The 22562-nt window shown below is 71.6% G+C and carries 24 protein-coding genes; 10 read left to right on the forward strand and 14 right to left on the reverse strand.

The window, feature by feature from the left end; genetic code table 11:
* Positions 1–46: 46 nt before the first annotated feature.
* Positions 47–2131: a formate/nitrite transporter family protein gene (locus EXE51_RS08815; protein WP_049930869.1), complete on the reverse strand. Its 2085-nt coding sequence runs from the start codon at positions 2129–2131 to the stop codon at positions 47–49.
* Positions 2132–2285: 154 nt separating this feature from the next.
* A complete protein-coding gene (locus EXE51_RS08820; RefSeq protein ID WP_049931052.1) occupies positions 2286–3560 on the reverse strand; it encodes a TIGR00341 family protein in 1275 nt (424 codons plus the stop codon).
* A 125-nt stretch (positions 3561–3685) separates the two neighbouring features.
* On the opposite strand from EXE51_RS08820, the gene EXE51_RS08825 reads away from it, so the two are divergent.
* The 3 genes from EXE51_RS08825 (at position 3686) to EXE51_RS08835 (ending at position 7395) form a co-directional block, all read left to right on the forward strand.
* Entirely contained in the window at positions 3686–3934 is a 249-nt protein-coding gene (locus tag EXE51_RS08825) for a hypothetical protein (RefSeq protein ID WP_049930871.1), read from the forward strand.
* Positions 3935–4087: 153 nt separating this feature from the next.
* On the forward strand, positions 4088–4969 hold the full coding sequence (locus EXE51_RS08830) for a homoserine kinase (RefSeq protein WP_049930873.1): 882 nt from the start codon (positions 4088–4090) through the stop codon (positions 4967–4969).
* A 188-nt stretch (positions 4970–5157) separates the two neighbouring features.
* A complete protein-coding gene (locus tag EXE51_RS08835; RefSeq protein WP_137692530.1) occupies positions 5158–7395 on the forward strand; it encodes an AAA family ATPase in 2238 nt (745 codons plus the stop codon).
* A gap of 36 nt (positions 7396–7431) precedes the next feature.
* On the opposite strand, the gene EXE51_RS08840 is transcribed toward EXE51_RS08835, so the two are convergent.
* From EXE51_RS08840 to lwrS, 4 genes are all read right to left on the reverse strand, one after another.
* Positions 7432–7977: a CopG family ribbon-helix-helix protein gene (locus EXE51_RS08840; RefSeq protein ID WP_049930877.1), complete on the reverse strand. Its 546-nt coding sequence runs from the start codon at positions 7975–7977 to the stop codon at positions 7432–7434.
* A gap of 25 nt (positions 7978–8002) precedes the next feature.
* Positions 8003–8359 (reverse strand): helix-turn-helix transcriptional regulator, encoded by a 357-nt coding sequence (locus EXE51_RS08845; RefSeq protein ID WP_049930878.1) that lies wholly within the window; start codon positions 8357–8359, stop codon positions 8003–8005.
* Between the two features lie 34 nt (positions 8360–8393).
* Positions 8394–9047, reverse strand: coding sequence for an HAD family hydrolase (locus EXE51_RS08850; RefSeq protein WP_086215367.1), 654 nt, complete (start codon positions 9045–9047; stop codon positions 8394–8396).
* Positions 9048–9150: 103 nt separating this feature from the next.
* Positions 9151–9534 carry an LWR-salt protein gene (lwrS, locus tag EXE51_RS08855; RefSeq protein WP_049930883.1) on the reverse strand — a complete coding sequence of 128 codons (384 nt, stop codon included), beginning with the start codon at positions 9532–9534 and terminating at the stop codon, positions 9151–9153.
* A gap of 62 nt (positions 9535–9596) precedes the next feature.
* Between lwrS and uppS the strand changes: the two genes are divergently transcribed.
* Complete coding sequence (uppS, locus tag EXE51_RS08860) at positions 9597–10592, forward strand: polyprenyl diphosphate synthase (protein ID WP_137692531.1); 996 nt, start codon at positions 9597–9599, stop codon at positions 10590–10592.
* Here the strand turns inward: uppS and EXE51_RS08865 are convergent.
* The 3 genes from EXE51_RS08865 to EXE51_RS08875 all read right to left on the reverse strand — a co-directional run bounded on the left by EXE51_RS08865 (position 10589) and on the right by EXE51_RS08875 (position 12504).
* Positions 10589–11689, reverse strand: coding sequence for a DUF2891 domain-containing protein (locus EXE51_RS08865; RefSeq protein WP_137692532.1), 1101 nt, complete (start codon positions 11687–11689; stop codon positions 10589–10591). The genes uppS and EXE51_RS08865 overlap by 4 nt on opposite strands.
* A gap of 111 nt (positions 11690–11800) precedes the next feature.
* Positions 11801–12259 (reverse strand): NOB1 family endonuclease, encoded by a 459-nt coding sequence (locus EXE51_RS08870; protein ID WP_049930887.1) that lies wholly within the window; start codon positions 12257–12259, stop codon positions 11801–11803.
* Positions 12259–12504, reverse strand: a complete 246-nt coding sequence (locus tag EXE51_RS08875; protein WP_049930889.1) for a PRC-barrel domain-containing protein — start codon at positions 12502–12504, stop codon at positions 12259–12261. The genes EXE51_RS08870 and EXE51_RS08875 overlap by 1 nt, the downstream gene beginning before the upstream one ends.
* A 191-nt stretch (positions 12505–12695) precedes the next feature.
* Between EXE51_RS08875 and infB the strand changes: the two genes are divergently transcribed.
* From infB to EXE51_RS08890, 3 genes are all read left to right on the forward strand, one after another.
* On the forward strand, positions 12696–14489 hold the full coding sequence (infB, locus tag EXE51_RS08880) for a translation initiation factor IF-2 (protein ID WP_049930890.1): 1794 nt from the start codon (positions 12696–12698) through the stop codon (positions 14487–14489).
* A gap of 41 nt (positions 14490–14530) precedes the next feature.
* A complete protein-coding gene (locus EXE51_RS08885) occupies positions 14531–14710 on the forward strand; it encodes a hypothetical protein (RefSeq protein ID WP_049930893.1) in 180 nt (59 codons plus the stop codon).
* A 74-nt stretch (positions 14711–14784) separates the two neighbouring features.
* Positions 14785–15111 (forward strand): hypothetical protein, encoded by a 327-nt coding sequence (locus EXE51_RS08890; protein ID WP_007345153.1) that lies wholly within the window; start codon positions 14785–14787, stop codon positions 15109–15111.
* A gap of 23 nt (positions 15112–15134) precedes the next feature.
* Here EXE51_RS08890 and EXE51_RS08895 read toward each other — a convergent pair whose 3' ends face one another.
* The 3 genes from EXE51_RS08895 to EXE51_RS08905 all read right to left on the reverse strand — a co-directional run bounded on the left by EXE51_RS08895 (position 15135) and on the right by EXE51_RS08905 (position 18338).
* A complete protein-coding gene (locus EXE51_RS08895; protein ID WP_137692597.1) occupies positions 15135–15710 on the reverse strand; it encodes a hypothetical protein in 576 nt (191 codons plus the stop codon).
* Between the two features lie 287 nt (positions 15711–15997).
* The gene (locus tag EXE51_RS08900) at positions 15998–17065 is read right to left on the reverse strand and encodes an mRNA surveillance protein pelota (RefSeq protein WP_049930899.1); all 1068 of its coding nucleotides are present in this window, start codon (positions 17063–17065) and stop codon (positions 15998–16000) included.
* 25 nt (positions 17066–17090) lie between these two features.
* Positions 17091–18338 (reverse strand): DUF4013 domain-containing protein, encoded by a 1248-nt coding sequence (locus EXE51_RS08905; protein ID WP_094592457.1) that lies wholly within the window; start codon positions 18336–18338, stop codon positions 17091–17093.
* Positions 18339–18576: 238 nt separating this feature from the next.
* Here EXE51_RS08905 and EXE51_RS08910 point away from each other — a divergent pair, with 238 nt between their 5' ends.
* From EXE51_RS08910 to EXE51_RS08920, 3 genes are all read left to right on the forward strand, one after another.
* Entirely contained in the window at positions 18577–18996 is a 420-nt protein-coding gene (locus tag EXE51_RS08910; protein ID WP_086215362.1) for a hypothetical protein, read from the forward strand.
* Positions 18993–19928, forward strand: coding sequence for an alpha/beta hydrolase (locus tag EXE51_RS08915; protein WP_137692533.1), 936 nt, complete (start codon positions 18993–18995; stop codon positions 19926–19928). Before EXE51_RS08910 ends, EXE51_RS08915 begins: the two co-directional genes overlap by 4 nt.
* A 76-nt stretch (positions 19929–20004) precedes the next feature.
* Complete coding sequence (locus EXE51_RS08920) at positions 20005–20316, forward strand: MTH1187 family thiamine-binding protein (RefSeq protein ID WP_049930907.1); 312 nt, start codon at positions 20005–20007, stop codon at positions 20314–20316.
* Between the two features lie 37 nt (positions 20317–20353).
* On the opposite strand, the gene EXE51_RS08925 is transcribed toward EXE51_RS08920, so the two are convergent.
* Together EXE51_RS08925 and EXE51_RS08930 are read right to left on the reverse strand one after the other, a co-directional pair.
* Positions 20354–21862 carry an RtcB family protein gene (locus EXE51_RS08925; RefSeq protein WP_137692534.1) on the reverse strand — a complete coding sequence of 503 codons (1509 nt, stop codon included), beginning with the start codon at positions 21860–21862 and terminating at the stop codon, positions 20354–20356.
* 98 nt (positions 21863–21960) lie between these two features.
* Positions 21961–22503 carry a hypothetical protein gene (locus tag EXE51_RS08930; RefSeq protein WP_137692535.1) on the reverse strand — a complete coding sequence of 181 codons (543 nt, stop codon included), beginning with the start codon at positions 22501–22503 and terminating at the stop codon, positions 21961–21963.
* Between the last annotated feature and the right edge of the window lie 59 nt (positions 22504–22562).

Genomic DNA, 22562 nt, shown 5'->3' on the forward strand with positions numbered 1-22562 from the left:
TCCGAAAGCACGTATAAACCGCAGATAACGCAAAGAGTCGTTTTCGTTACCGCCCGTCGTCGCCGTCGCGCTCGCCGGCCGCGTCCTCGGTGATCTCCTCGTCCGCGTCGTCGTGGTCCGCGATGAACGCGTCGTCGCTCGCGCCTCCGGAGTCGCCCGCGTCCGCGTCGTCGGAGTCGCCGTCGCCCTGCGAGCTGGTACCCTCGATACCGCCGTCACCGCGGTCCGCGGCGGACTGCACGTCCGTCCCTTCGGAGCGGTTCGACTCGCGCTCGACGCCGCCGGTCACGGTTGCGGCGCGGCGGCCGGAGCCGAACAGCCGCTCGCGCAGCGACCGGCTGCTGGGCCGCTCTGTGAGGAGCACCGAGGCGTCGACCTCGTGGATGACGTCGAGGTGGAGCGAGTTGGAGACGAGCCGCGAGAGCAGCCCCTTCTCCGTGGCCCCGATGATGACCAGCGTCTTTCCGGCGGCCGCCCGACAGATGCCGTCCTCCACGTCGCCGCCGTCGTCGACGACGAGCTCCGCGTCGTCGAGGTCGTGTTCCGCCGCCCAGTTCGCGAGGAACGCCTCGCCCCGTCCCCTGTTTCCGGGCCCGTCCACCACGTGAAGCAGCGTCACCTCGGCCCCGGTGGCGTCGGCGAGCACCTTCGCCACCTCCGCGCTGAGGTCGGAGTCGGGGCCGCCGGAGGTGGGGATGAGGATCCGCGAGGTGTCGAGATCGCGCTCGTTGAGGATGAGGAAGTCGCAGGGAAGCTGGTTGGTGAGCTCGTCGATCGGCCGCTCGGCGCGGGCGGCGCTCCAGAGCTGGTCGTCGCCCCACCCCATCAGCACCGCGTCCGGCCGGGTCCGCCGCGCCATGTTGAACACCTCCTCGAACGAGCGGTGCGAGACGACCGTGGAGGTCGACACCTCCACGTCGTAGTCGGCCGCGGTCGACCGGAGGTTCGCCATCCCCTCGCCGGAGACGTCCGCGATGCGCCGCCCGGCGTCCCCGGTGGACAGCGACATGCGCTCGGGCGCCTGAACGACGTGGACGATGTGGACGACGCCGTCGTCGTGGTCGCTCGCGAGCCGCGCCGCTAGGTCGACGATCGGGCCGTCGGTCCGGGGGTTCGTGATCGGTACCATGACCCGGTACCCCTCGCCCGCGAACAGCGTCGCCTCGGTGGCGTCCAATATCGGGACGTACGAGCGCCCGGCCGCGCGGCCGAACACCCACTCGGGGACCGTGAGGCGGCGGCTCACGCCCTCGAAGCGCGCCTCTTCGAGGCGCTCCTCGCTGGTCTGGAAGTAGTTGACGAGCGTGACGAGGACGACCCCGCCGATGGTGTTCCCGAGCAGGACCGGGAGGACGAAGCCGACGAGCCCGGAGAAGAGGCTGATCTCCGCGCCGTACAGCGGGATGCCGTGCTGGAAGAACAGGTACAGCACCTCGGTGAAGGAGACGACCACGTGGAACAGGTCGCCGAGCGGGATCGCGAGGAACGCGAGGTAGACGACGAGCATCCGGCTGACGGAGTCGGTGGAGGCGAAGCCGACCCAGACGACGCCGGCGACGACGAGCCCCGCCATCGCGGCCTTGAAGAACAGCGGCACGAACGGGACGCCGAATCCCCCCTCGGAGATGTACCGCGCCGCGTCGACGGTGTCGCCCGTGAAGACGCCGCCGTACGAGAGGACGGCCGCGCCGATCCCGCCGCCGACGAAGTTGCCCGCGAGGACGATCGTCCAGTGCCGGAGGAGCGTGGGGAGGCTCGCGAGCCGCTCCAAGGTCAGGGCCACCGGCGGCAGGGTGTTCTCGGTGTACAGCTGGTACCCGCCGATGATGATGTAGATGAACCCGAGCGGGTAGAGGAGGACGCTCAGTATCGGGTGAGAGTCGGTCGCCGCGGTCAGCGACGCGTACAGCATGAACGTGATCGTGATAGCCAGCCCGGCGGCGAGCCCGCTGAAGAAGAGTTCGCGGCTCCCGGAGGTCACCTCCTCGTCCGCGGCCGCGATGATCCGCTGGAACACCTCGTCGGAGGAGAACCGGTCCCGGACGGCCTCGCCGACCGCGGGCGCGCCGCTCCGGGACCGCTCGACGACCTCTCGCATGGAATCGTCGTCGGATTGCGTGGGATCCGTCACTGGCCGAGCCCACGAAGGCCCGATAAAAAGCCCTTGCTCTTCCGATCACGCGGACGCGAGCCGGCGGACCGCAGCGACGGGCGAAACGAGACGAGTTCAGGGGCGGTCGGGCGAAACGAGACGGACTTAGGGCGGTCGGGAGAACGAGACGGACTCAGGCGCGCTCGACGGTCACCGAGCGGACCTCAACCTCCACCTCGCCGCCGACGACCGACTCGATCCGGTCGTCGAGCGCGGGCGCGAGCCCCTCGACGGTGCCGCCGGGGGGCGTGCCGACCCGGATCACGACCCGGTCGGTCTCGAGCGGCGGGACGGTTCCCGTCCGCTCGACGGTCAGATCGAGGAGTTCGAACTCCGCGTCCAGCGCGGTCAACTCGTCGCTCGCGGCGGCGCGGATGTCGGCCTCGGTGGTCGAGGCGACGTACGACTCGTAGGTGACGCCGCCGAGGAACACCGACAGCAGCGCGATGGCGACCGCGAGGACGGCGGCGCGCTTGAGGAACGCGGCGCGTGCCTCGTCCTCCCGGAACCACCGCTGCGGGCGGTACCCCTCGTACCATAGCATCACGAGCGCCGAGAGGTTGATCGAGAGGACGTTCACCGCGACGATGACGCCCGCCCCGATCACGAGCCGCGGGATCCGAAAGGCGATTCCGATGCCGACCGCGGCCGCGGGCGGGATGAGCGCCACCGCGATCATCACGCCGACGAGCGTCGCGGAGACGCCGGTCATCAGCGAGACGATGCCCGCGATCCCGGCCCCGACCGCGACGACCAACACGAGGACGTTCGGCGCGAGTCGCTCCGACACCTCCGCGAGTTCGAGCGGGTCCAGCCCGGGCGGAACCAAGGCGAGCGAGCGCAGCGCGAACGCGAACGCCGTCGCCGCGATAACTGCGACCGCGACGCCGATCACCTGCATCCGCACTCCCCGCCGGAACAGTGCCTCGTCGTCGACGACGGTGCCGATCGCCGCCGACATCGCCGGCCCAATGAGCGGCGCGATCACCATCGAGCCGACCACGGTGGCGGGCGAGTCGAGCAGCAGCCCCGCCGTGGCGATCACCGACGAGATGACGGTCATCAGCACGTACGTGCCGAGCCCCGAGGCGAGGTCGTCCGCCTTCGCCTGGAGCTCCTCCCGCGAGATGCGGTCGCCGCTCCGCTCGGCGTCCGCCTCGTACTCTTCTTCGAGCGCCTCGAACCGGCGCGAGATGACCGTTTCGGCCGCGACGATCACGGTGTACGTGCTCTCGTCGATCCCCGCCTCCCGGAGTCGGTCGAGGACCGGCTCGACGGCGGCGGTCGGCAGCGGGAACGTCGCGACCGCGGTGTACTCCCGGCCGCTCGTCTCGTCGGTGACGACGTAGTCGACCCCCTCGTCGTCGAGCGCGCGGACGACAGCGGCCCGCTTGCCCGCCGGAATCATGACCTGAACGAGTCGCACGATCGGCGGTCGCGCCGACAGCCCTTATAAGATCGGCACGCAGCGGCCCGGCCGGGCCACGAGAAACGGAACTTTAATGCGCGAATCGCTCGCACCTCCGGACAAGAATGATCTCGCCGCTGGTCATCGACACGTTCCTGCTCGACTACCACCTCGGGCACGTCCTACTGTTCGGGCTCGTCGTCTCGCTTCTGGGTGTCGCGCCGCTGAAGTCCCAGAAGGCCCTCGCGTCGATCATGGCCGTGTTCGGAGTCATCTTCCTGATGGCCCCGTACACGACGATGCCGCCGACGTTCATCCTCCTCGGCATCCCGCTCGTCCTCGTCGGCACACTGCTGTGGACGATGGCGCGCTGAGAACCGCGTCAACTGACCGTCGAGCGGCGCGCGCGGCCGAACTCTCTTGCTCTCAGCTCTCTCGACCCCCTAGACGGACTCGGTCGGCTCCCCCGCGGTTTCGACTTCTGTTCGATCCCGCTCCTTTTTGCCCCACCGGGGACACTCCCCGCCATGGTAACGGTACGGGCCCCCGCGACGAGCGCGAACTTGGGGAGCGGCTTCGACGTGTTCGGGGCGGCCCTCTCGCGGCCGGCCGACGTCGTCACCGTCGAGAAGGCGGCCGAGACGACGATCGAGGTCACCGGCGTCGGCGCGCAGTACATTCCGGAAGACCCCGACAAGAACACGGTCGGCGCCGTCGTCGAGGCCCTCGACGCCCCCGCGCGCATCCACATCGACAAGGGGGTGCGCCCGGCGTCGGGGCTCGGCTCCTCCGCCGCGAGCGCCGCGGGCGCGGCCGTGGCGCTCAACCGACTGTACGACAGGGGCCGCTCCCGGGAGGAGCTGGTCCCGATCGCCGCCGAGGGCGAGGCGGTGGTCTCCGGGGTCGCGCACGCGGACAACGTGGCGCCCTCGATCCTCGGCGGCTTCACCGTGACGACCGCCCAGGGCACGCACTCGGTCGACGCCGCGGTCCCCCTGGTCGTCTGTCTCCCCGACGTGGCGGTCTCGACCCGCGACGCGCGCCGGGTCGTCCCCGAGACCGCCTCGATGGAGGACCTCGTGGAGACGGTCGGCAACGCGGCGACGCTCGCGGTCGGGATGTGTCGCTCCGACCCGGCCCTCGTCGGCCTCGGCATGACCGATCCGGTGGTCACGCCCGAGCGCGCGCGCCTGATCACCGGCTACGACGACGTGCGCGAACGCGCCTTCGACGCCGGCGCGACGGGCGTCACCGTCAGCGGCGCCGGTCCGGCGGTGATCGCGGCCTGCCGCGAGCGCGACCGCCGGGCCGTCGCGGCCGAGATGCTCGACGCCTTCGCCGGCGCCGGGATCGAGGCGCGCGCCTACCAGACCCGCATCGGCCGCGGTACGACCGTGCTGGACGAGTGAGCCCGGGCGGCCGTCCCGCTCGCAGCGGATCACGCGGTCGGCGCGTGGTCCGGCCGATAAGTCGACGGTGACGAGCCGCCGTCGATCGCGCCCTCTCGTCCGGCCCATCCCTCCCAACGGACACGCCGGACTGCGCGGCTCCGCCGCGACCGGACAAGCGTAAAGAGCCGCCGGCGAGAACTAGTGGTATGAACGACACCGCAGGGCTCCGGCTCACGGTGCGTGCCGCCGAGAAGCGGGACGCGGGCCGGGGCATCGCCAGGCTCCCCGAGTCGGCCCGCAAGCGGCTCGCCCTCCTCAGCGGCGACACGGTCGAGGTGCGCGGCGAGCGCACCGCCGTCGCGAAGGTGTGGCCGGGCGGTCCCGACGCCGCCGAGGGCTCCGTCCTCATCGACGCCGACACCCGTGCGAACGCCGGCGTGAAGGTCGGCGATACCGTCACGATCGCGGCCGTCGACGTCGCCGACGCCGACCGCGTGACGCTGGCCGCGCCCGGGCGGCTCGCCGAGGTGGACGTGAGCCGCGAGGTGGTCGAGCGGGCGCTCTCCCGCGAGCTCCGCGACCGCCCCGTCACCGAGGGCGAGGCCGTCCACGTCGAGCGACTGGGCGGGCTCCGGTTCGTGGTCGCTCGGACCAACCCGGCGGGCACCGTCCGCATCACGGCCTCGACGGACGTCTCCGTCGAGTACAAGGACGGCGCCGGGTCCGCCGGAGACCGCGCCGACGCGTCGGCCGCGCCGGGGAGCGACCGCGCCAGCGGGCCGGCGAACCCGGGGACCGAGACGCCCGGCGACGACGGCCGTCCGAAGGGCGGGTCGCCGCCCGAGGAACACACCGCAGGCGCGACCTACGAGGACATCGGCGGATTGGACGAGGAGCTGGAGCTGGTCCGGGAGACCATCGAGCTCCCGCTCTCCGAGCCGGAGGTGTTCACCCGGCTCGGCGTCGACCCGCCGAAGGGGGTCCTCCTCCACGGCCCGCCGGGGACGGGGAAGACGCTCATCGCCCGCGCCGTCGCCAACGAGGTCGACGCGACGTTCATCACCGTCGACGGCCCGGAGATCATGTCGAAGTACAAGGGCGAGTCGGAGGAGCGGCTCCGCGAGGTGTTCGAGCGCGCGAGCGACGACGCCCCCGCGATCGTTTTCTTCGACGAGATCGACTCGATCGCGGGCAAGCGCGACGACGGCGGCGACGTGGAGAACCGCGTCGTCGGCCAGCTGCTCTCGCTGATGGACGGGCTCGACGCCCGTGGCGACGTGATCGTCATCGGCGCGACGAACCGCGTCGACACCATCGACCCCGCCCTCCGGCGCGGCGGGCGCTTCGACCGCGAGATCGAGATCGGCGTGCCCGGCGAGTCGGGCCGGCGGCAGATCCTCGACGTCCACACGCGCCGGATGCCGCTCGCGGACGACGTGGACTTGGACCGGATCGCGGGCCGGACGCACGGGTTCGTCGGCGCCGACATCGAGGGGCTATCGCAGGAGGCGGCGATGACCGCGCTCCGTCGCGCCCGGGAGTCGGACTCGCGGGCGCTGAACGACGTGACCGTCACGAAGGCGGACTTCGAGGCGGCGCACGCCAACGTCGAGCCGAGCGCGATGCGCGAGTACGTCGCCGAGCAGCCGACCACAGACTTCGCGGACGTCGGCGGCCTCGACGACGCCAAGGGGGAGCTCGAACGCGCCGTGACGTGGCCGCTGTCGTACGGGCCGCTGTTCGACGCCGCCGGCGCCGACCCCCCGACCGGCGTCCTGCTGTACGGCCCGCCGGGCACCGGGAAGACGCTGCTCGCGCGCGCCATCGCCGGCGAGAGCGGCGTCAACTTCATCCAGGTCGCCGGGCCGGAGCTGCTCGACCGGTACGTCGGGGAGTCGGAGAAGGCGGTCCGCGAGCTGTTCGACCGCGCGCGGCAGGCGGCCCCCGCGATCGTCTTCTTCGACGAGATCGACGCGGTCGCGACCGACCGGGACGCGGCGGGCGGCGACGGCTCGGGCGTGAGCGAGCGCGTCGTCTCCCAGCTCCTGACGGAGCTCGACCGGGCCAGCGACAACCCGAACCTCGTCGTCCTCGCGGCCACCAACCGGCGGGACGCGCTCGACCCCGCGCTGCTCCGCCCCGGCCGGCTCGAGACGCACGTCGAGGTGCCGGAGCCGGACCGCGAGGCGCGCCGCAAGATCCTGGAGGTCCACACCCGCGGGAAGCCCCTCACGGACGAGGTCGACCTGGAGCGCGTCGCCGACGAGACGGAGGGGTTCTCCGGGGCCGAGATCGCCTCGCTGTCGCGGGCGGCGGCGATGCGCGCCATCGAGCGCGTCGCCGACGAGCACGGCGAGGCCGCCAACGACCACGCCGACGAGGTGGGTATCACCGGGGAAGACTTCGACGCGGCGCTCGAGTCCGTCCGGCCCGAGAGCGTCTGAGGGCGCCGAGGTCCCGCGGGCCGGTCCCGTCTCCGGTCAGTCGTCTCCGCTCGACTCGGCGGCCGCGCCGTCCTCCGTTCCCTTCTCTTCCACCTCTCTGCCCTCCGTTCCCCCGTCGTCGGACTCGCCGTGATCGTGTCCGCCGTGCGCGCCGGCGTCTCCGAGCGCGCCGGGACCGAACTCGTCGACCGGGGTGACGCTGTAATCGACCGTGAGCGTGTCTTTCGTCGCGCGGACCTTGCCCACGAACGTCGATATCTCCGCGAGCTCGCCCTCCAACACGAACAGCTCCATGCAGTACTGCGAGCCCACGTGGCTGTGGAAGTTCGAGGCGACGATCCCCTCGTCCTCGTGGCGCAGGCGCATCATCCGCTCCTCGACGTTCGTCGTCTCGTAGTTGAAAAGCACCGTCACGACGGCCATGAGGTCGCGGTCCTCGAGCTTCGCGTCCTCGAACTCGCCGAGGAGGTTCCGGGAGGCCTCGCGGACGACCTCGCTGCGGCCGGTGTACCCGTGCTCGTCGGAGAAGTTGTCGATGCGCTCTAGCAGCTCCTCCGGCATGGACACGCTGACGACTGTCATATATTAAATCATACCGCGGAAGTTGTTAATCCTTGAGGTCCGGGCCGCCGCGTTCCGCTTCTCGCTCGGGCCGGTCGCCGCCTCCTCCGGTCCCCTCGCTGTCGCCGCCTGCGATCCGCTCGCCGAGCCACGCGTAGTGGTCGAGTAGGGCTGCCTCGCCCGCCTCGGTGAGCGCGTACACGTCCGCGATCCCCTCGGTGCGCCGGCGGAGGTGGCCGGCCTCGACGAGCGCCGAGAGCGTGCCGTAGAACGATCCCGGATCGATCCGCTCGTCGTAGTGCGATTCGAGCCGGCTCTTCAGCGACTGCGCGCGCAGCTCCCCGTGTTCGTACAGGAGCGCGCAGAGGTCGCGGCGGCGGCCGCTGTGGAACCACTTCGTCATGTGTCGCGAGTCGGCCCGCGGCGGCATAAATCGCTCACGACGCGTCGACAAGCTCGTCGAGCCGGCGCACGCGCCGGTCCCCGAGCACGCACCGCCCGCGCTCGTCGTGGCCGACGCGCTCGACGTGGACCGCGTCGAGGCCGGCGTTCCAGGCGGCCGCCACGTCGCTCTCGCCGTCGCCGACGTAGTAGCCGCGACCTCGGGTCGGATCGACGCCGAGGTCTCTCATCGCGGTCTCGATCGGGTCGGGGGACGGCTTCCACCCCGTCTCGTCGGTGCAGCAGACGACGGCGTCGAAGCGGTCGTCGAGGCCGACGCGGTCGAGGACTGGCTCGGCGAGGAACTCCTGACAGTGGGTGACGAGCCCCGTCGGCCCGCCGACCTCCTCGACGCGGTCGAGCAGCCGCGCGGCGTCGTCGTGGAGGTACGTCGCCTCCGCGCGGGCGACCGGATCCTCGACGGAGTGAAACGCGGGCCAGAACGCCTCGGGGTCGACCCCCATCCCGCGGAGCGTCTCCGCGCGAGACCCGCCGAGACCGCTCCAGAGGACCCGCGCCTCCCGGTCCGAGAACTCGCGGCCCAGCCGGCCGCCGACGCGGTCGAACACCGCTCGGGTGTACTCCCACTCGGCGTCGACGAGGGTCCCGTCGAGGTCGAACAGGTGGAAGTCGTAATCGGTGACGGCCATACGGTCCACCCGTACGCCGGGGGCGGGCAAGTGCGTTGCGGGTGCGCGGGATCCCTGCTCACACCGACCGGAGCCGTCCGGGCGGCCGGCTTCCTCCCTCGCGTCACCCCCGGACGTGGACCGACGAGCCGAGGTACTTTCGGAGGACCTCGTCGACCGAGTCGGCGTTGAAGCGGCCGAGGTCCGCGGCGATCGCGTCCGTCAGCGCGTCGCGGTACGCCTCGTCGGTGCGGAGTTCGCGGAAGTCGGCGGCGGCGACCTCGACGCTCGCGGCGTCCGCCAGTCCGAGGCGCTCCGCGGCCAGCCGCCGGAACGACGGCTCGTCGCCGACCTCGCCGCGCCACAGCCGGTCGCGGAAGAACAGCCACCCGTCGGCACCGGGGTCGCTCGCGGGGAGTTCCATCGTCGTCTCGAACCGGCCCGGGTCGACGGCGGCGTCCGCGGGATCGAGTCGGACGGCGACGCGGAAGACGTAGGCGGCCTCCATGCGTCGACCGTCGCCGGACCGATTCATAAAGCTACATACCGTTCGGCGTCGTGGACCCCGTCATGTGGCAGCGTCTCCGCGGCCTCGCCGGGCGCGCGTACCGGCGGCACCTCCGCCGCGAGATCGACGACATCCCCGACCACGTCGCCGTCATCCAGGACGGGAACCGTCGGTACGCCCGCGAGCAGGGCGACGACGCTCCCGAGGGACACCGCGCCGGCGCGGACACCACCGAACAGGTCCTCGACTGGTGCGCCGACCTCGGCGTCTCGGAGCTCACCCTCTACGCCTTCTCCACCGAGAACTTCGAGCGCCCGGACGAGGAGCTGGAACCCCTCTTCGACCTGCTCGAACGCAAGCTGCGCGAGTTCGCCGACGCCGACCGCGTCCACGATGAGGGCGTCCGCGTCCGCGCCATCGGCGACGTGGCCCGGCTCCCGCCGCGCGTCCGCGACGCGGTCGAGTACGCGGAGCGGCGCACCGCCGGCAACGACCGGTTCACGCTCAACGTCGCGCTGGCGTACGGCGGCCGGACCGAACTGCTCGACGCCGCGCGCGCCATCGCCCGCGACGTGGACGCGGGCGAGATGGCTCCCGGGGACGTCGACGTCGAGACCGTCGAGTCGCGCCTGTACGACCGCCCGATCCGCGACGTTGACCTGATCGTCCGCACCGGCGGCGACGAGCGCACCTCGAACTTCCTCCCGTGGCACGCCAACGGCAACGAGGCCGCCGTCTACTTCTGTGCCCCCTACTGGCCTGAGTTCTCCGAGGTCGACTTCCTGCGCGCGATCCGCACCTACGAGTCGCGCGAGGAATCGTGGCAGCGCGCACGGGCCGAGCGCGCGGTCGCATTGGTGCGCGCGCTCGCCGAGGTGGAGTTCGCCGAAGCCCGCGCCGCCGCCGCTAGGCTCCGCGAGCGGATCCCCCGGCTCGACGGCAGCGACCTCTCCGACGACGCGCTCGACATCGCCGACGGTGACTCAGCCGGCCCGGCCGACGGCGAGTCCGCCGGTCGGATCGACGGCGACGGGCCCGAGTCGACGGGAGCCGACTAGGCGGCGCCGGGCGCGACGCCGCCCTCGTTCCGCGTCAGCAGGTACAGCGCGAACGACGAGAGCCAGTGCGACCCCGCGTAGTCGTCGGTGAGCACGTCCGCGGCCCCGGCCTCCGCGTGGCGGCGCGCCGCGGCATCGAGGGGCTCCCGGAGCCGGTCCGCGGCCGGGCCGTCCCGCCCGTCGAGCGCGTCGGCCAGTCCGGCGAGACACCACGCCCGGGAGACGTTGAGCCCGATCAGGTGTATCGCGGCGCCGTCGCCCTCGTCGGGCTCCACGTCGACCGGCGAACACAGCGCGTCGTGCGGCGGCGCGGCGAGGTCCGGGAGGAAGTCGTCGAGCCACGACGCGAACGGGTCCGGGTCGAGGACGCGGCGCATGAGGTCCGCCTCGGTCAGCGCGGGCGAGACGAAGTCCCAACCGACCGGCTCCGCGCCGACGACCGCGGCGGTGTCGTCCGCGTAGAGGCGGCGCGCCGCAGCCGCGGCCTCGCGTTCGAGGTCGGCGTCGCCGACGACCCGCGCGTAGTCGAGCACGCCGACGAGCGCGAACGCGGTGTTGCCGTGCGTACCGACGCGGTGAGCGCGGTCGATCCCGAGGAACGACTCTCGGACCCCCTCCCGGACCCGCCCTTCCAGCGGGCGGAGGGTCTCGCGCCACGCGTCGGCGCGCGGGTCGTCCCACAGGTCGAGTTCGGCGGCGAGCCGGAGCAGCCACGCCCAGCCGTACGGCTCCTCGAAGCCGGGGTTCTCGTCGAGGTAGGCGACCTCGCTCGCGACGCTCTCGGGAGCCAGTCGCTCGTCGATCCCGGCAGCGATATCGGCCTCGTCCGGGTGGTGCGGAACGAGCCGCAGCGCGCGGACGAGCGCCCAGTGGCTGTGGACCGCCGAGTGCCAGTCGAAACAGCCGTAGAAGACGGGGTGGTCCTCCGACGGGGGCGGCGGCGCCTCCGGCCCCTCGACGGCGCCCCGATAGTGGGGGTACTCGGTCTCGACACCGTCGAGCGGGTGGGCGGCGAGCGCGGTCGCGACCGCGTCGTCGAGCGCGTCCGCCCGCCCGGATCGGAGCGCGTCCGGCGACAACTCCTCGAAGGCGTTCATGCCGGTCGGTCGGCGGGGCGCCTGTTCAATCGGTCGGTCGGGTGCGGACCGGTCGCACGCGGCTCGGGAGCGCGAGGGAACGACTCGCGCCGCGGCGCTCCGGCGGCCCGGTCACGCGGGGTTCTTCCGCGTCAGGTCGCTGCCGCAGATCGGACACCGCTCCTTGTTCTCGTCGAAGGTGCGGTTGCAGCCGACGCACTGGAAGCGCCACTCGCGCTCCTCGGTGATCCCATCGCGCTCGATGGGCTCGACCGGGAGGTCGAGCCGCTCGGCGACGTTCTGCATCGCGTAGTCGTCGGTGACGAGCGTCCCGTGAAGCTCCAGCGCGGTCGCGATGAGCCGGATGTCGGTGTCGGACAGCTCAGCGGCGTCGCCCGACCCCTTCGCGGCCCGGCGGACTCGGTCGACCGCCTCGGGCGCCGGGACGTGAACGGTCATCCCGGAGCCCTCCATCGCGTCGAACCGGAGCGCGACCTCGCCTGTCAGTTCGTCGTGGACCGCCGGGATGGAGACCACGTCCTCGTCGGTCGTGTACTCGTGGATGAACGCGGACGAGTCGAGGACCTGCATCAGCGGGCGACGACGATGTAGTCTTTCACCGCCTGTACGTTCGCGACCGGGACCCGGAGCCGCCCCATCTCGTCGACGTCGAAGTCGACGCGCTCGCTCCTGAGCTGCTCGTGCGGGCTGACGAGCAGGTGGTTCAGCTCGCCGGACTCAAGGTTCATCGTGATGTTGTACAGGTCCCCGAGCTCCGTGCCGTCGGCGCTCATCACCGCCTTCCCGGAGAGGTTCTCCGCGAGGATGTCGACCATACCCGCACGGTCCCGGGCGACGGTCTTAAACGCCACGGGCCGTCCGACGGGCGACCGACGCGGACGGGCTCGGCGCCGGGCGCTCGGTGACTGGGCACCGGTTTCGCCGCCGCGGATCACCGCGGCGTTTTGAAAGGCTTAACTGACGGCCGGAACGAATGGTGGCTATAACCTTCTCGGGGCGATCACATATGACCGACCACACACACGCGGACACCCTGCGAACCCCCATCGTCGCCGTGCTGGGTCACGTCGACCACGGCAAGACGAGCCTGCTCGACACGATCCGCGGCTCCGCCGTCAGCGAGGGCGAGGCCGGCGCGATCACCCAACACATCGGGGCGACGGACATCCCGCTCGACACCATCTCCGGCATGGCGGGCGAGCTGATCGACCCGTCCGACTTCGACCTCCCCGGCCTGCTGTTCATCGACACGCCGGGCCACCACTCCTTCTCGACGCTGCGCGCCCGCGGCGGCGCGCTCGCCGACATCGCGGTGCTCGTCGTCGACGTCAACGACGGCTTCCAGCCGCAGACGGAGGAGGCGATAGACATCCTCCGGCGGACGGGGACGCCGTTCGTCGTCGCGGCCAACAAGGCCGACACGACGCCGGGGTGGAACCCGCAGGACGGCGAACCGATCCAGAAGAGCATGGAGGCGCAGTCGGAGCGCGCGAAGTCCATGCTCGACGAGAACCTCTACGAGATTATCGGCCAGCTGTCCGACGCCGGCTTCTCCGCCGACCTCTACTGGCGCGTCCAGGACTTCCAGAAGAACATCGGCGTCGTCCCGCTCTCGGCGCTCACCGGCGAGGGCGTCCCGGACCTCCTGACGGTCCTCATGGGTCTCTCCCAGCGGTTCATGAAAGAGGAGATGGCGATCGACGTCACGGGGCCCGGCGAGGGGACGGTCCTCGAAGTGAAAGACGAGCGGGGGTTCGGCGCGACCGTCGACACCGTCGTCTACGACGGCGTGATCCGGAACGGCGACACCATCGTGGTCGGCGGACAGAACGAGCCGATCGTCACCGAGATCCGCGCGCTGCTCCGTCCGCGGCCGCTCGCGGAGATCCGCACCGAGAAGGAGTTCGAGAAGGTCGGCGAGATCGGCGCCGCGGCCGGCGTGAAGATCGCCGCGCCCGACCTCGATCAGGCGATGGCGGGCGCGCCGGTCCGGGTCGTCCGCGACCGCACCGCCGATCAGGTCATCGAGGAAGTGAAGGCCGAACTCGCCGAGATAGAGGTCGAGACCGCTGACAACGGCGTCGTCGTCAAGGCGGACACGCTCGGCTCGCTGGAGGCGATGGCGAACGCCCTCCGCGAGGCGGAGGTCCCGATCCTGCGCGCCGAGGTCGGCGACATCGCGCCGCGCGACATCGCGGTCGCCGAGACGGCGAACCAGGACGAACACAAGGCGATCCTCGGGTTCAACGTCGACCTCCTCAAGAACGCGGAGTCGGACTTAGAGAACGCGGACGTGAAGCTGTTCAAAAACGAGGTCATCTACCAGCTGGTCGAAGACTACGAGCGCTACGTCGAGGAGAAGCAGCGCGCGCAACAGGAGACGGTGCTGGACAAAGTGGTCCGCCCGGCTCGCTTCCGCATCCTCCCCGACCACACGTTCCGGCAGAACGACCCCGCGGTCGTCGGCGTCGAGATCATCTCCGGGACGCTCCAGAACAACCGCAACGTCGGCTACTTCGAGGGCAACGAGTTCGAGCGCGTCGGCGACCTCTCCGGGATCCAGAAACAGGGCGACGACGTCGACGAGGCTCGCGCCGGCGAGCGCGTCAGCATCGCTATCGACGGCCCGACCGTCGGCCGCGGCATCGAGGAGGGCGACACCCTCTGGACCGAGGTGCCAGAGAAGCACGCGAAGATCCTCGAACAGGAATTAAAAGAGGAGATCACCGCAGACGAGCGCGAGGCCCTCCAAGGCTACTTGGAGACGCGCCGGAAGCGCGACCCCTTCTGGGGGAAGTGACTCCGACAAGACTCTTGTAATCGGCGTCGCCACGTCTGCCTATGGTCTCCCGAGAGAACGCGGTCATCCTCCTGTTCATGGCGGCCGGCTTGGCGCTGGCGTACGGCGGTCGCGTCGCGACGGGCCTGAGCGACACCGTCCTGATCGGCGTGCTGATACTGGTCGGCGTCGTGGCGCCGCAGGCGGTGATTGGCTACCTCGACGCCGAGAACTCGGGGTGACGCGGCCCCGTCCCCTCCGAGCGCACCCGTCGATCGCGTGTCGCCGTTATGTACGTCGAGCCCGTAACGGGGGTATGGAGACGACCGTGATCGAACACGACGGCGCGATGCTCGCGCGGCTGGAGGGCGACGACCGGGTGTTCGAGGTGCGCTTCGACGCGCTCGAACCGACCGACGTGACGCTGCGGTTCCGCCGCGACGGCGAGCGCGTCGGGAGCGTCTACAACGACGACGGCACGAAGCGAACGATGGCGCGCCTCACGACCGCTCGCGAGGGGACCGACTTCATCGGCGTCGAGGTGCCGAAGGAGTTCGTCGCCGAGGTCCTGGACACGGCGCTTGAAACGGGCCGCGTCACCGACGAGACCGCAGCCGAGGGGTATCGACTCCGGGTGCTCTGAGCCGACGCGCCGCGCCCCCGGAGTCAGGCGTACAACAGGATGATCACCGCGACGAACGCCAACTCGCCGCCGACGAGCAGCGCGGCCAACAGCCAGGCCTTGTAGGTCCACAGCCACTCGCGGGCGTCCGCGAACCGGCTCCCGCCGTCCGCCTCCGAAGCGGCGCGGTACGCGGCGTCGACCCGCCAGCCCGTCTCCGAGTCGTACGTCGCTGGCACGCGGGTGCCGACGAGCTCGTCGACGTCGAGCGGCGAAACGCCCGCGGCGTCCAGAAATCCGAGGAATTCCTCGGACTCCTGAAGCGATCCGTCGCGGGGCGCGTCGAACCGCTCGGTGTGCGTGGCGTCGCCGTGCGGCGGACGCATCTCGACGACCACTCGGTCGCCGACCGAGCGTACCCGAGTGACGATCAGCGCGTTCTCCTCGTCGTTGAGGTACGCCTCGCGGAGCCGGCGCTTCACCTCCTCGTCGACGCCGGCGTCGTCGAGGTCGTCGGGGAGGGTCTCGGAGTCGGGGAACGCGTCGGCGTCCGCGTTGTCAGCGCCTTCGCGGTCGGCGGTCGTCGAGACGCTCTCGTCACCGCCGGGTCGGTCCGCCATCGACCCGGGATTGGCGACGCGCTCTGATAAGGTCACGGCCGCTCCTCGAACGCGATACGTGACTGTCGTCGCTACGAGCGACCCCCTGACCGAGCATAGCGAAGCCCCGGCCGCTCGGCGATGCGCGGTCACCGACCCGAGCACGACCGCCGAAGCCCCGGCCGCGCGCCTCACGCCTCCCCAGCCTCGTCGCTGGCGCCGGCGGCGCCAGCGACTCCCTCGCGCGTGCGGCTCGGCCGCGAGGCGGCCTCGCAGGCACGCGCCACCGCACCTCGACTGTCAGCCGCTCACTGGAGCCGGTAGCGCAAGATCGCAGCGATACCGCCGAGGTTGGCGAGCTGCTCGCCCGGCGCGAACTCCGAAGAGAAGACGACCACGTCGCCGCCCTGCTGCTCGACCGACTCGATCACCGCGTTCACGTCGATCTCCCAGTCGCCGTCCCCCTGCCGCTCCGTGCGGAGGCGCTCGTCGACGACGAGCAGCGTCTCGACCGCGCCGAACTCGGCGGCCTCGGCGGTGTCGTCCGGGCCGTACGTCGCCTTCTCGCCCGTCGCGATGTTCTCGGTCAGCTCGTCGATGAGGCTCGCCTCCTTCGAGATGCGGGTCTCCTTCTGGACCTCGTCGACCGCGCCGCGCTTGAGCACCTCGTGGACGCCGCGGTCGCCGGCCGCGGAGGTGTCGACGGTGGTGATCCGGTCGGAGAGGTCGCGGAACTCCTCGTCGACGTAGTCGCGGGCGTCGTTCTTCGTGAAGCCGGGCCCGGCCAAGATTACGGCGTCGGCGTCGAGGTGCGCGAGCGCCTCGCCGAGTTCCGCGAACAGCTCCTCGCGGGGGCGAGAGAACTCGCCTTTGCCGGTCGGCTTCGTGAACGAGGCGTACTCCTCCGTGCCGTACTGCTGGACCGTGTGGACGTACGCCGCGCCCTCTTCCACGGTCGCGATGGCCACGTCGGGGTTCTCCGCGGCCTCGGTGGCCTCCTCCAACCGCTCCGTCTGGTCGGGCTTGAAGTGCTTCTCGACGGTTATCTCGTCGTGCTCCTCGACGTTGAGCGTGTGGTGGGCGTTGAGCTGGTCCTCCCGCGAGCAGCCGACGATGACGCCCGAGACGCGGAGGCGGTTGGCGAACCGCGCGAACTCCACGTCCTCCACCTGAAGGGTGACGAAGATGTGTTCGCGTTGCCCGCCGGTGTCCCGCATCTGGTCGTCGTTCCGCTGGATACGTCTGGTGGTGTCGCCCTCGACGAGGTCCCCGGGTTCGAGGACGTGCGCGAGGTGCCAGAGGTCGTCCACGTTCTCGGGGACCAGCGTGAGCCGTTCCCGGCCCTCTTCGCCGTACCCCCGCTCGGAGATGCGCATGTCCGAGCGTTCGCTCGGGACCGTATCAACTCTTGTCTTCCGCGTCGGAGAGCCGCGGCCCCCACACGAAGCCGCCGTCCGGGCCGGCGGCGTCGGGCTCGTCGGCGTCCGCCCCGTCCGGTTCGGCGGCGTCCGCGTTGACCTCCGCGGTCGCGTCGGCCGGGTCATCTCCGCCCTCGATCGGCACGGTTCGACCGGTCTGGACCGCGGCCGGCGGCTCGCTCCGCATCGGCCGCCCGCCGTCGCCGGACACGGCGGGAACCGACGGGGCGTCGCGTCCGCGGCCGACCTCGGCAGCCGCTGTGCCGCCCCGAGCCGCCACCTTGCCGCGAGTCTCCGTGCCGCCCCGAGCCGTCGCGTTGCCGCGAGTTATCGCGTCGCCGCGGGTCGCCGCGTCACCACGAGCCGTCACATCACCGTGCGTCGCACCCGTTTCGCGGAGCGCTCGGCCACCGGCGTCCGTGGCGATGTGAGCCTCCGTAACGCCCGGCTCCGTCCGGCTGTCGGGGCCACCCGCCATGGCGGCGGCCGCGCCCCGCCCGTAGAGCCCGTGTGCGACGACGCGGACGAGGAAGGCGAGCGCGACGCCGACGACCAGCGGCGCCGTCGGCGCCGCGACGGCGTACCCGACGGCGAGCGCCCCGGCGGCGAGCGTCCACCCGGTGGCGTACGGGCCCGTCGCGGCGATGTCGGCCACCGTCTGCGGACTCAACCCGTCCCTGAGCCGCCCGGAGGCGGCGAACGCGGCGAGCGCCGCCGGGCGGACGTACGCGAACGCGAGGAGGTACGCCCCGACGAGGGCGGCGACGACGCCGACGGCCGCGACCGCGACGACCGCCGGCCCGCCCGGCCCGAGCGCCGACTCGACCGCCGTCGCCGTCGCCGCCGGGTCGACCGGCCCCTCGATGAGGGCCGCGACGACGCCTCCGGCGACCGCGAGCCCCCCCGCGAGCGGCGCGAGCAGCGCCGCGGACAGCAGCACCGACTTGACGCCGTCTCTGACCAACTCCCCCCACGCGACCAGCGAGGGCGTGCCCGTCGCCTCACCGGTCTGGATCGCGCTTCGAGTCACCCGGACGAAGTACCCCCGCGCGACGAGCCACGGCGCGAGCGCGACCGGCGCCGCCGCGGCGACCGCCGGGCTGACGAAGAGGACGCCGACGAGCCACGCCGGCGTCAGCACCCACGCCAGCAGGGTCACGGCGCCGCCGACGAGGACAACGCCCGCGGTGTCGTCGGTTCGGGTCAGCGCCGTCGCGGCCGCGGTGAGCATGTGACTACACACAGGAGCGGGAGCAGCATAAATGGTCTCCGGCCCGAGCGTTTATACCACTCCACGGGTTACACCAAGTTGGCCGCGCGGGACAATCGTGTGCCTCTGACAACCTATCTGCGGCCGCCACTCGGCGGTCGTCCCCCGCCCGCGGCTTTCGTCTGACCGTACCATCCCAGCGGCGGCGCCGCCGGCGTGTGCCGGTACCGATTTATCCCGTCCCGCCGACGGATCGGGTATGACCGGCGACGAGCGGACGGCCGACGTGGAGCCGGCGCTCCGCAGCTACGGCGTCAGCGTCGAATCGATCGACGGGGGCGACCCGCTGGAGCTGACGTACATGACCGCCTTCCCCGGCCGCGAGGTCCACCGCGGCGAGATCGGGCGCGCGCTCAACGCGCTCATCGACCGTGCGGAGGCCGACGAGTGGGACCCCGTCCGCGTCGAGGGCACGGTCGTGCGGTCCCCCGGCGATGTCCTCGGGACGTGGCACGCCGAGGCGGAGTGGTTCGAGGCGCTCGCGCGCTACGAGATCTCCGAGACGGAGTTCTCGGCCCGTGTGCTCGACACACTGAACGAGACCGAGGCGGAGGGCGAACCCCCGGGCGCGTCCGGCGGACCGGACGCGTCCGAGGCGGATCCGGAGGGCGACCGGTGACCCGCCGACATCCAGTCAACCGAGCGCAGCGCCGCCTCGCGCGCCCGGCCCGAGAGCGGTTCGCCACCCGGGCGGTCGCGTTCGACGCCGACGGCGCGACCTGTCGCGGGACGCTGTACCTGCCCGGCGGCGACGCCGACGACCCGCCGATCGTCGTGATGGCGCCCGGGCTCGGCGCGGAGCGCACCTTCGGTTACCCGGCCGTCGCGGAGCGATTCGCCGACGCGGGCTACGCCGCCCTCCTCTTCGATCACCCGGAGTTCGGCGAGTCGGACGGCGACTCGCAGACGGTCGACCTCGCCCGCCAGCGCGCGGCGTACGAGGCCGCGATCGACCGCGCGGGCCGCCTCGACGACGCGGGCGACGACCTCGTGTTGTGGGGCGCGTCGCTGTCGGCCGCGCACGTCCTGACGCTCGCCGCGGAGCGCCGGGACGTCGACGCGGTCGTGGGCCTCGTCCCGATGCTCGACGGGCGCGCGATCGCCCGCCGACGCGGCGGGCGGTACCTGCTCCGCTCCGGCATCGCAGGGCTCCGCGACCTCGTCGGGCACCGGGTCGGTCGCGGTCGTACCGTCCCCATCGTCGGCGGGACGGACGAGCGCGCGGCGATCACGGAGCCGGGGACGAAGCGGAAGTACCTCGACCTCGTCGACCGCGAGTCGGCGTGGCGCAACGAGACCCCCGCCCGGTCGCTGCTCGGGCTCGTCGGCTACCGCCCCGTGACGCGACTCAACGAGGTCGACGCGCCGACGCTGCTGCTCGCGGGGACCGACGACAACATCGTTGACGCCGAGTCGGTCGCGGACGCCGGCGAGCGGCTCTCGCGCGGGACCGTCGTCACCATGCCCGCCGACCACTTCTCGGTGCTCGGCGACGACTTCGAGGGCGCGATCGGACACCAGCTCTCCTTCCTGCGCGACGCGCTGGAGTAGGTCGCCGCGGGAGAGGCGAACTCGGGCGTCGTCGCCCGCGCGACCGCTTAAGTGAGTCCGCGGCGCATCCCCGCCCATGACAGCCATCGCGATGCTGAGCGTCGCCCCGGTGGTCGAGGAGAGCATGGCCGAGGAGGTGGCGGCCGCCGTCGCCGCGCTCGACGACTTCGACGTGAGCTACGAGACGAACCCGATGGGGACCGTGATCGAGGCCGACGACGCCGAGACGCTGTTCGCGGCCGCGGCGGCGGCCCACGACGCGGTCGACGGCGACCGCGTCTCGACGGTCCTGAAGATCGACGACAAGCGGGCGAGCGACGGGACCGCGGACGAGAAGGTCGAGGCCGTCGAGGAACAGCTCGGTCGGGAGGCGAAGCGGGAGCGCTGATTCTGCGCTGGGGGCGGGCGGGCGACCGGGCCCGTCGTCACCCCTTGATGTTACAGACCGGGAACGTGCGGGCGACCTTGTCGCCGATGCCGAGCTCGTCGCTCACGCGGATCACCTCGTCGATGTCCTTGTAGACGCCGGGGGCCTCCTCGGCGATGGTGGCACCGGACTGCGCCTTCACGTAGATCTGTTGGCCGTCTTCGAGGTCGTCCTGTACGTCGCCGCCCCAGAACTCCTGTTTCGCCTGCGTGCGGCTCATCAGCCGCCCCGCGCCGTGGGCGGTCGAGCCGAACGAGACGCCCATCGACTCCTCGCCGCCGCGGAGGACGTACGAGCCCGCGCCCATGCTGCCGGGGATGATGACGGGCTGGCCGACCCCGCGGTACGCCTCGGGCACGTCCCTGTTGCCGGCGGGAAATGCCCGCGTCGCGCCCTTGCGGTGGACGTACAGCTCGCGCTCCGCGCGGTCGACGGCCGCGTCGCCGACGGCCGGGCGCCCCTCGGCGTCGACGCCGACCTCGTGGGTCTCCTTCTTGGCGATGTTGTGCGCCACGTCGTACAGCAGCTCCATCCCGAGGTCCTCGATCGGGTCGGCGCCGAACACCTGGCCGAACGTCTCGCGCGCCTGATGCGTGATCAGCTGGCGGTTCACCCACGCGAAGTTGATACACGCGCCCATCGCGCCGTAGTACTCGTCGGCCAGGTCGGAGCCGGCCGGCGCGGCCGCGAGCTCCTTGTCGGGGAGCTCGGCGAGCAGGTCGTCGTGCTCCTGCTCGATCCGCCGGAGGTAGTCGTTACAGGTCTGGTGGCCCAGCCCGCGGCTCCCGCAGTGGATTAAGACGACGATGCCGTCCGCTTCGAGGCCGTACGCCTCGGCCACGTCCCCGCGGAACACGTCGGTGACGCGCTGGACCTCCAGGAAGTGGTTGCCCGAACCGAGCGACCCCATCTGGTTCCGGCCGCGGTCCATCGCCTTCTGGGAGACGTACTCCGGCCGGGCGTCGGGGCGACGCCCCTCGTCCTCGCAGCGCGCGAGGTCGCTCTCGATCCCGTACCCCTCCTCGACCGCCCACTCGACGCCCCGTTCGAGCGCGCCCTCGATCGCGTCGGCGTCGCCGTCTATCACGCCGCCGCCGCCCAGTCCCGACGGGACGGCCTCGAACAGCGCGTCGACCAGCTCCTCCTCCCGGCCGCGCACGTCGTCGTAGGTGAGATTCGTTCGCACCATTCTGACGCCGCAGTTAATGTCATAGCCGACCGCTCCCGGCGAAATACAGCCGGTTCGGGCGTCGATAGCGCCCACGCCGCCGACCGGGAAGCCGTACCCCTGGTGCCCGTCGGGCATACAGAGCGCGGGCTCGACGATGCCGGGAAGGTGAGTGGCGTTTTTCAACTGCTGGAGCGAGTCGTCGTCGCCAATCTCCTCGAGCAGCGACTCGCTGGCGAGGACCCGGGCGGGGACGTTCATGTCGCCCTCGCGGGGGATCTCCCAGACGTGCTCGCGCACTTTCTCCAGTCGGATCCCATCGAACTCGCGCGTTGTCATACCCGGCGTTCGACGCGGGGAGGCAAGGGCGTTGCGTCAGCGGGCGGCGACGCGAGCGAGTCCGTCGAGATCGACGCCCGTCGCCCGACCGCGACCGCCTACTGGTCGAGCGGGTCGATCGGGAGCCAGCCGATCGCGCCCTCGGCGAGCGTGAACGCGGCGAAGACTCGGCCGAGGACGAGCCCGTACAGCAGGTGCGCGACCGCGATGACCGCGCCGAACTCGAAGCTGGCCGTCAGTCCCGGCACCGGGAGCGTCGGCACCGGCAGCGCGGTCGCGCCCTCGATCGCGATCGCGGCCGGCAACAGCAGGCCGCCGGTGAGCACGCCCAGCAGCGCGGAGTGGACGACGCCGAGCGAGAGGCACCCGCCGACATCTCCCCGGAGCTCCGCGAAGAAGGGGCGGTCGAAGACGGCGACGAACAGCGCACCGAACAGCGCGCTGTTGAACAGGTGGACGGCCCACCCGACGAGGACCGTCTCTACCCCGACCAGCGCGCCGATCGTCGGCATGAGCCCGAGACCGAAGTGTAACACGGCGCCCATCGCGGCGCCGGCCACGAGCCCGCCGCTCGCCCCCGCGCGCCACCGCCGCTCCGTCACCGTCGATCCGATCCTGTCGCTCCGCTCTGAGTGTGACATACGTTACCAATGTGTTCGATAACTATAATGGTTCCTCACGGCCGGCTCCGAGGCGGGGG

It is taken from the genome of Halorubrum sp. CGM5_25_10-8B (assembly GCF_005435095.1).
Classification (GTDB): Archaea; Halobacteriota; Halobacteria; order Halobacteriales; family Haloferacaceae; genus Halorubrum; species Halorubrum ezzemoulense.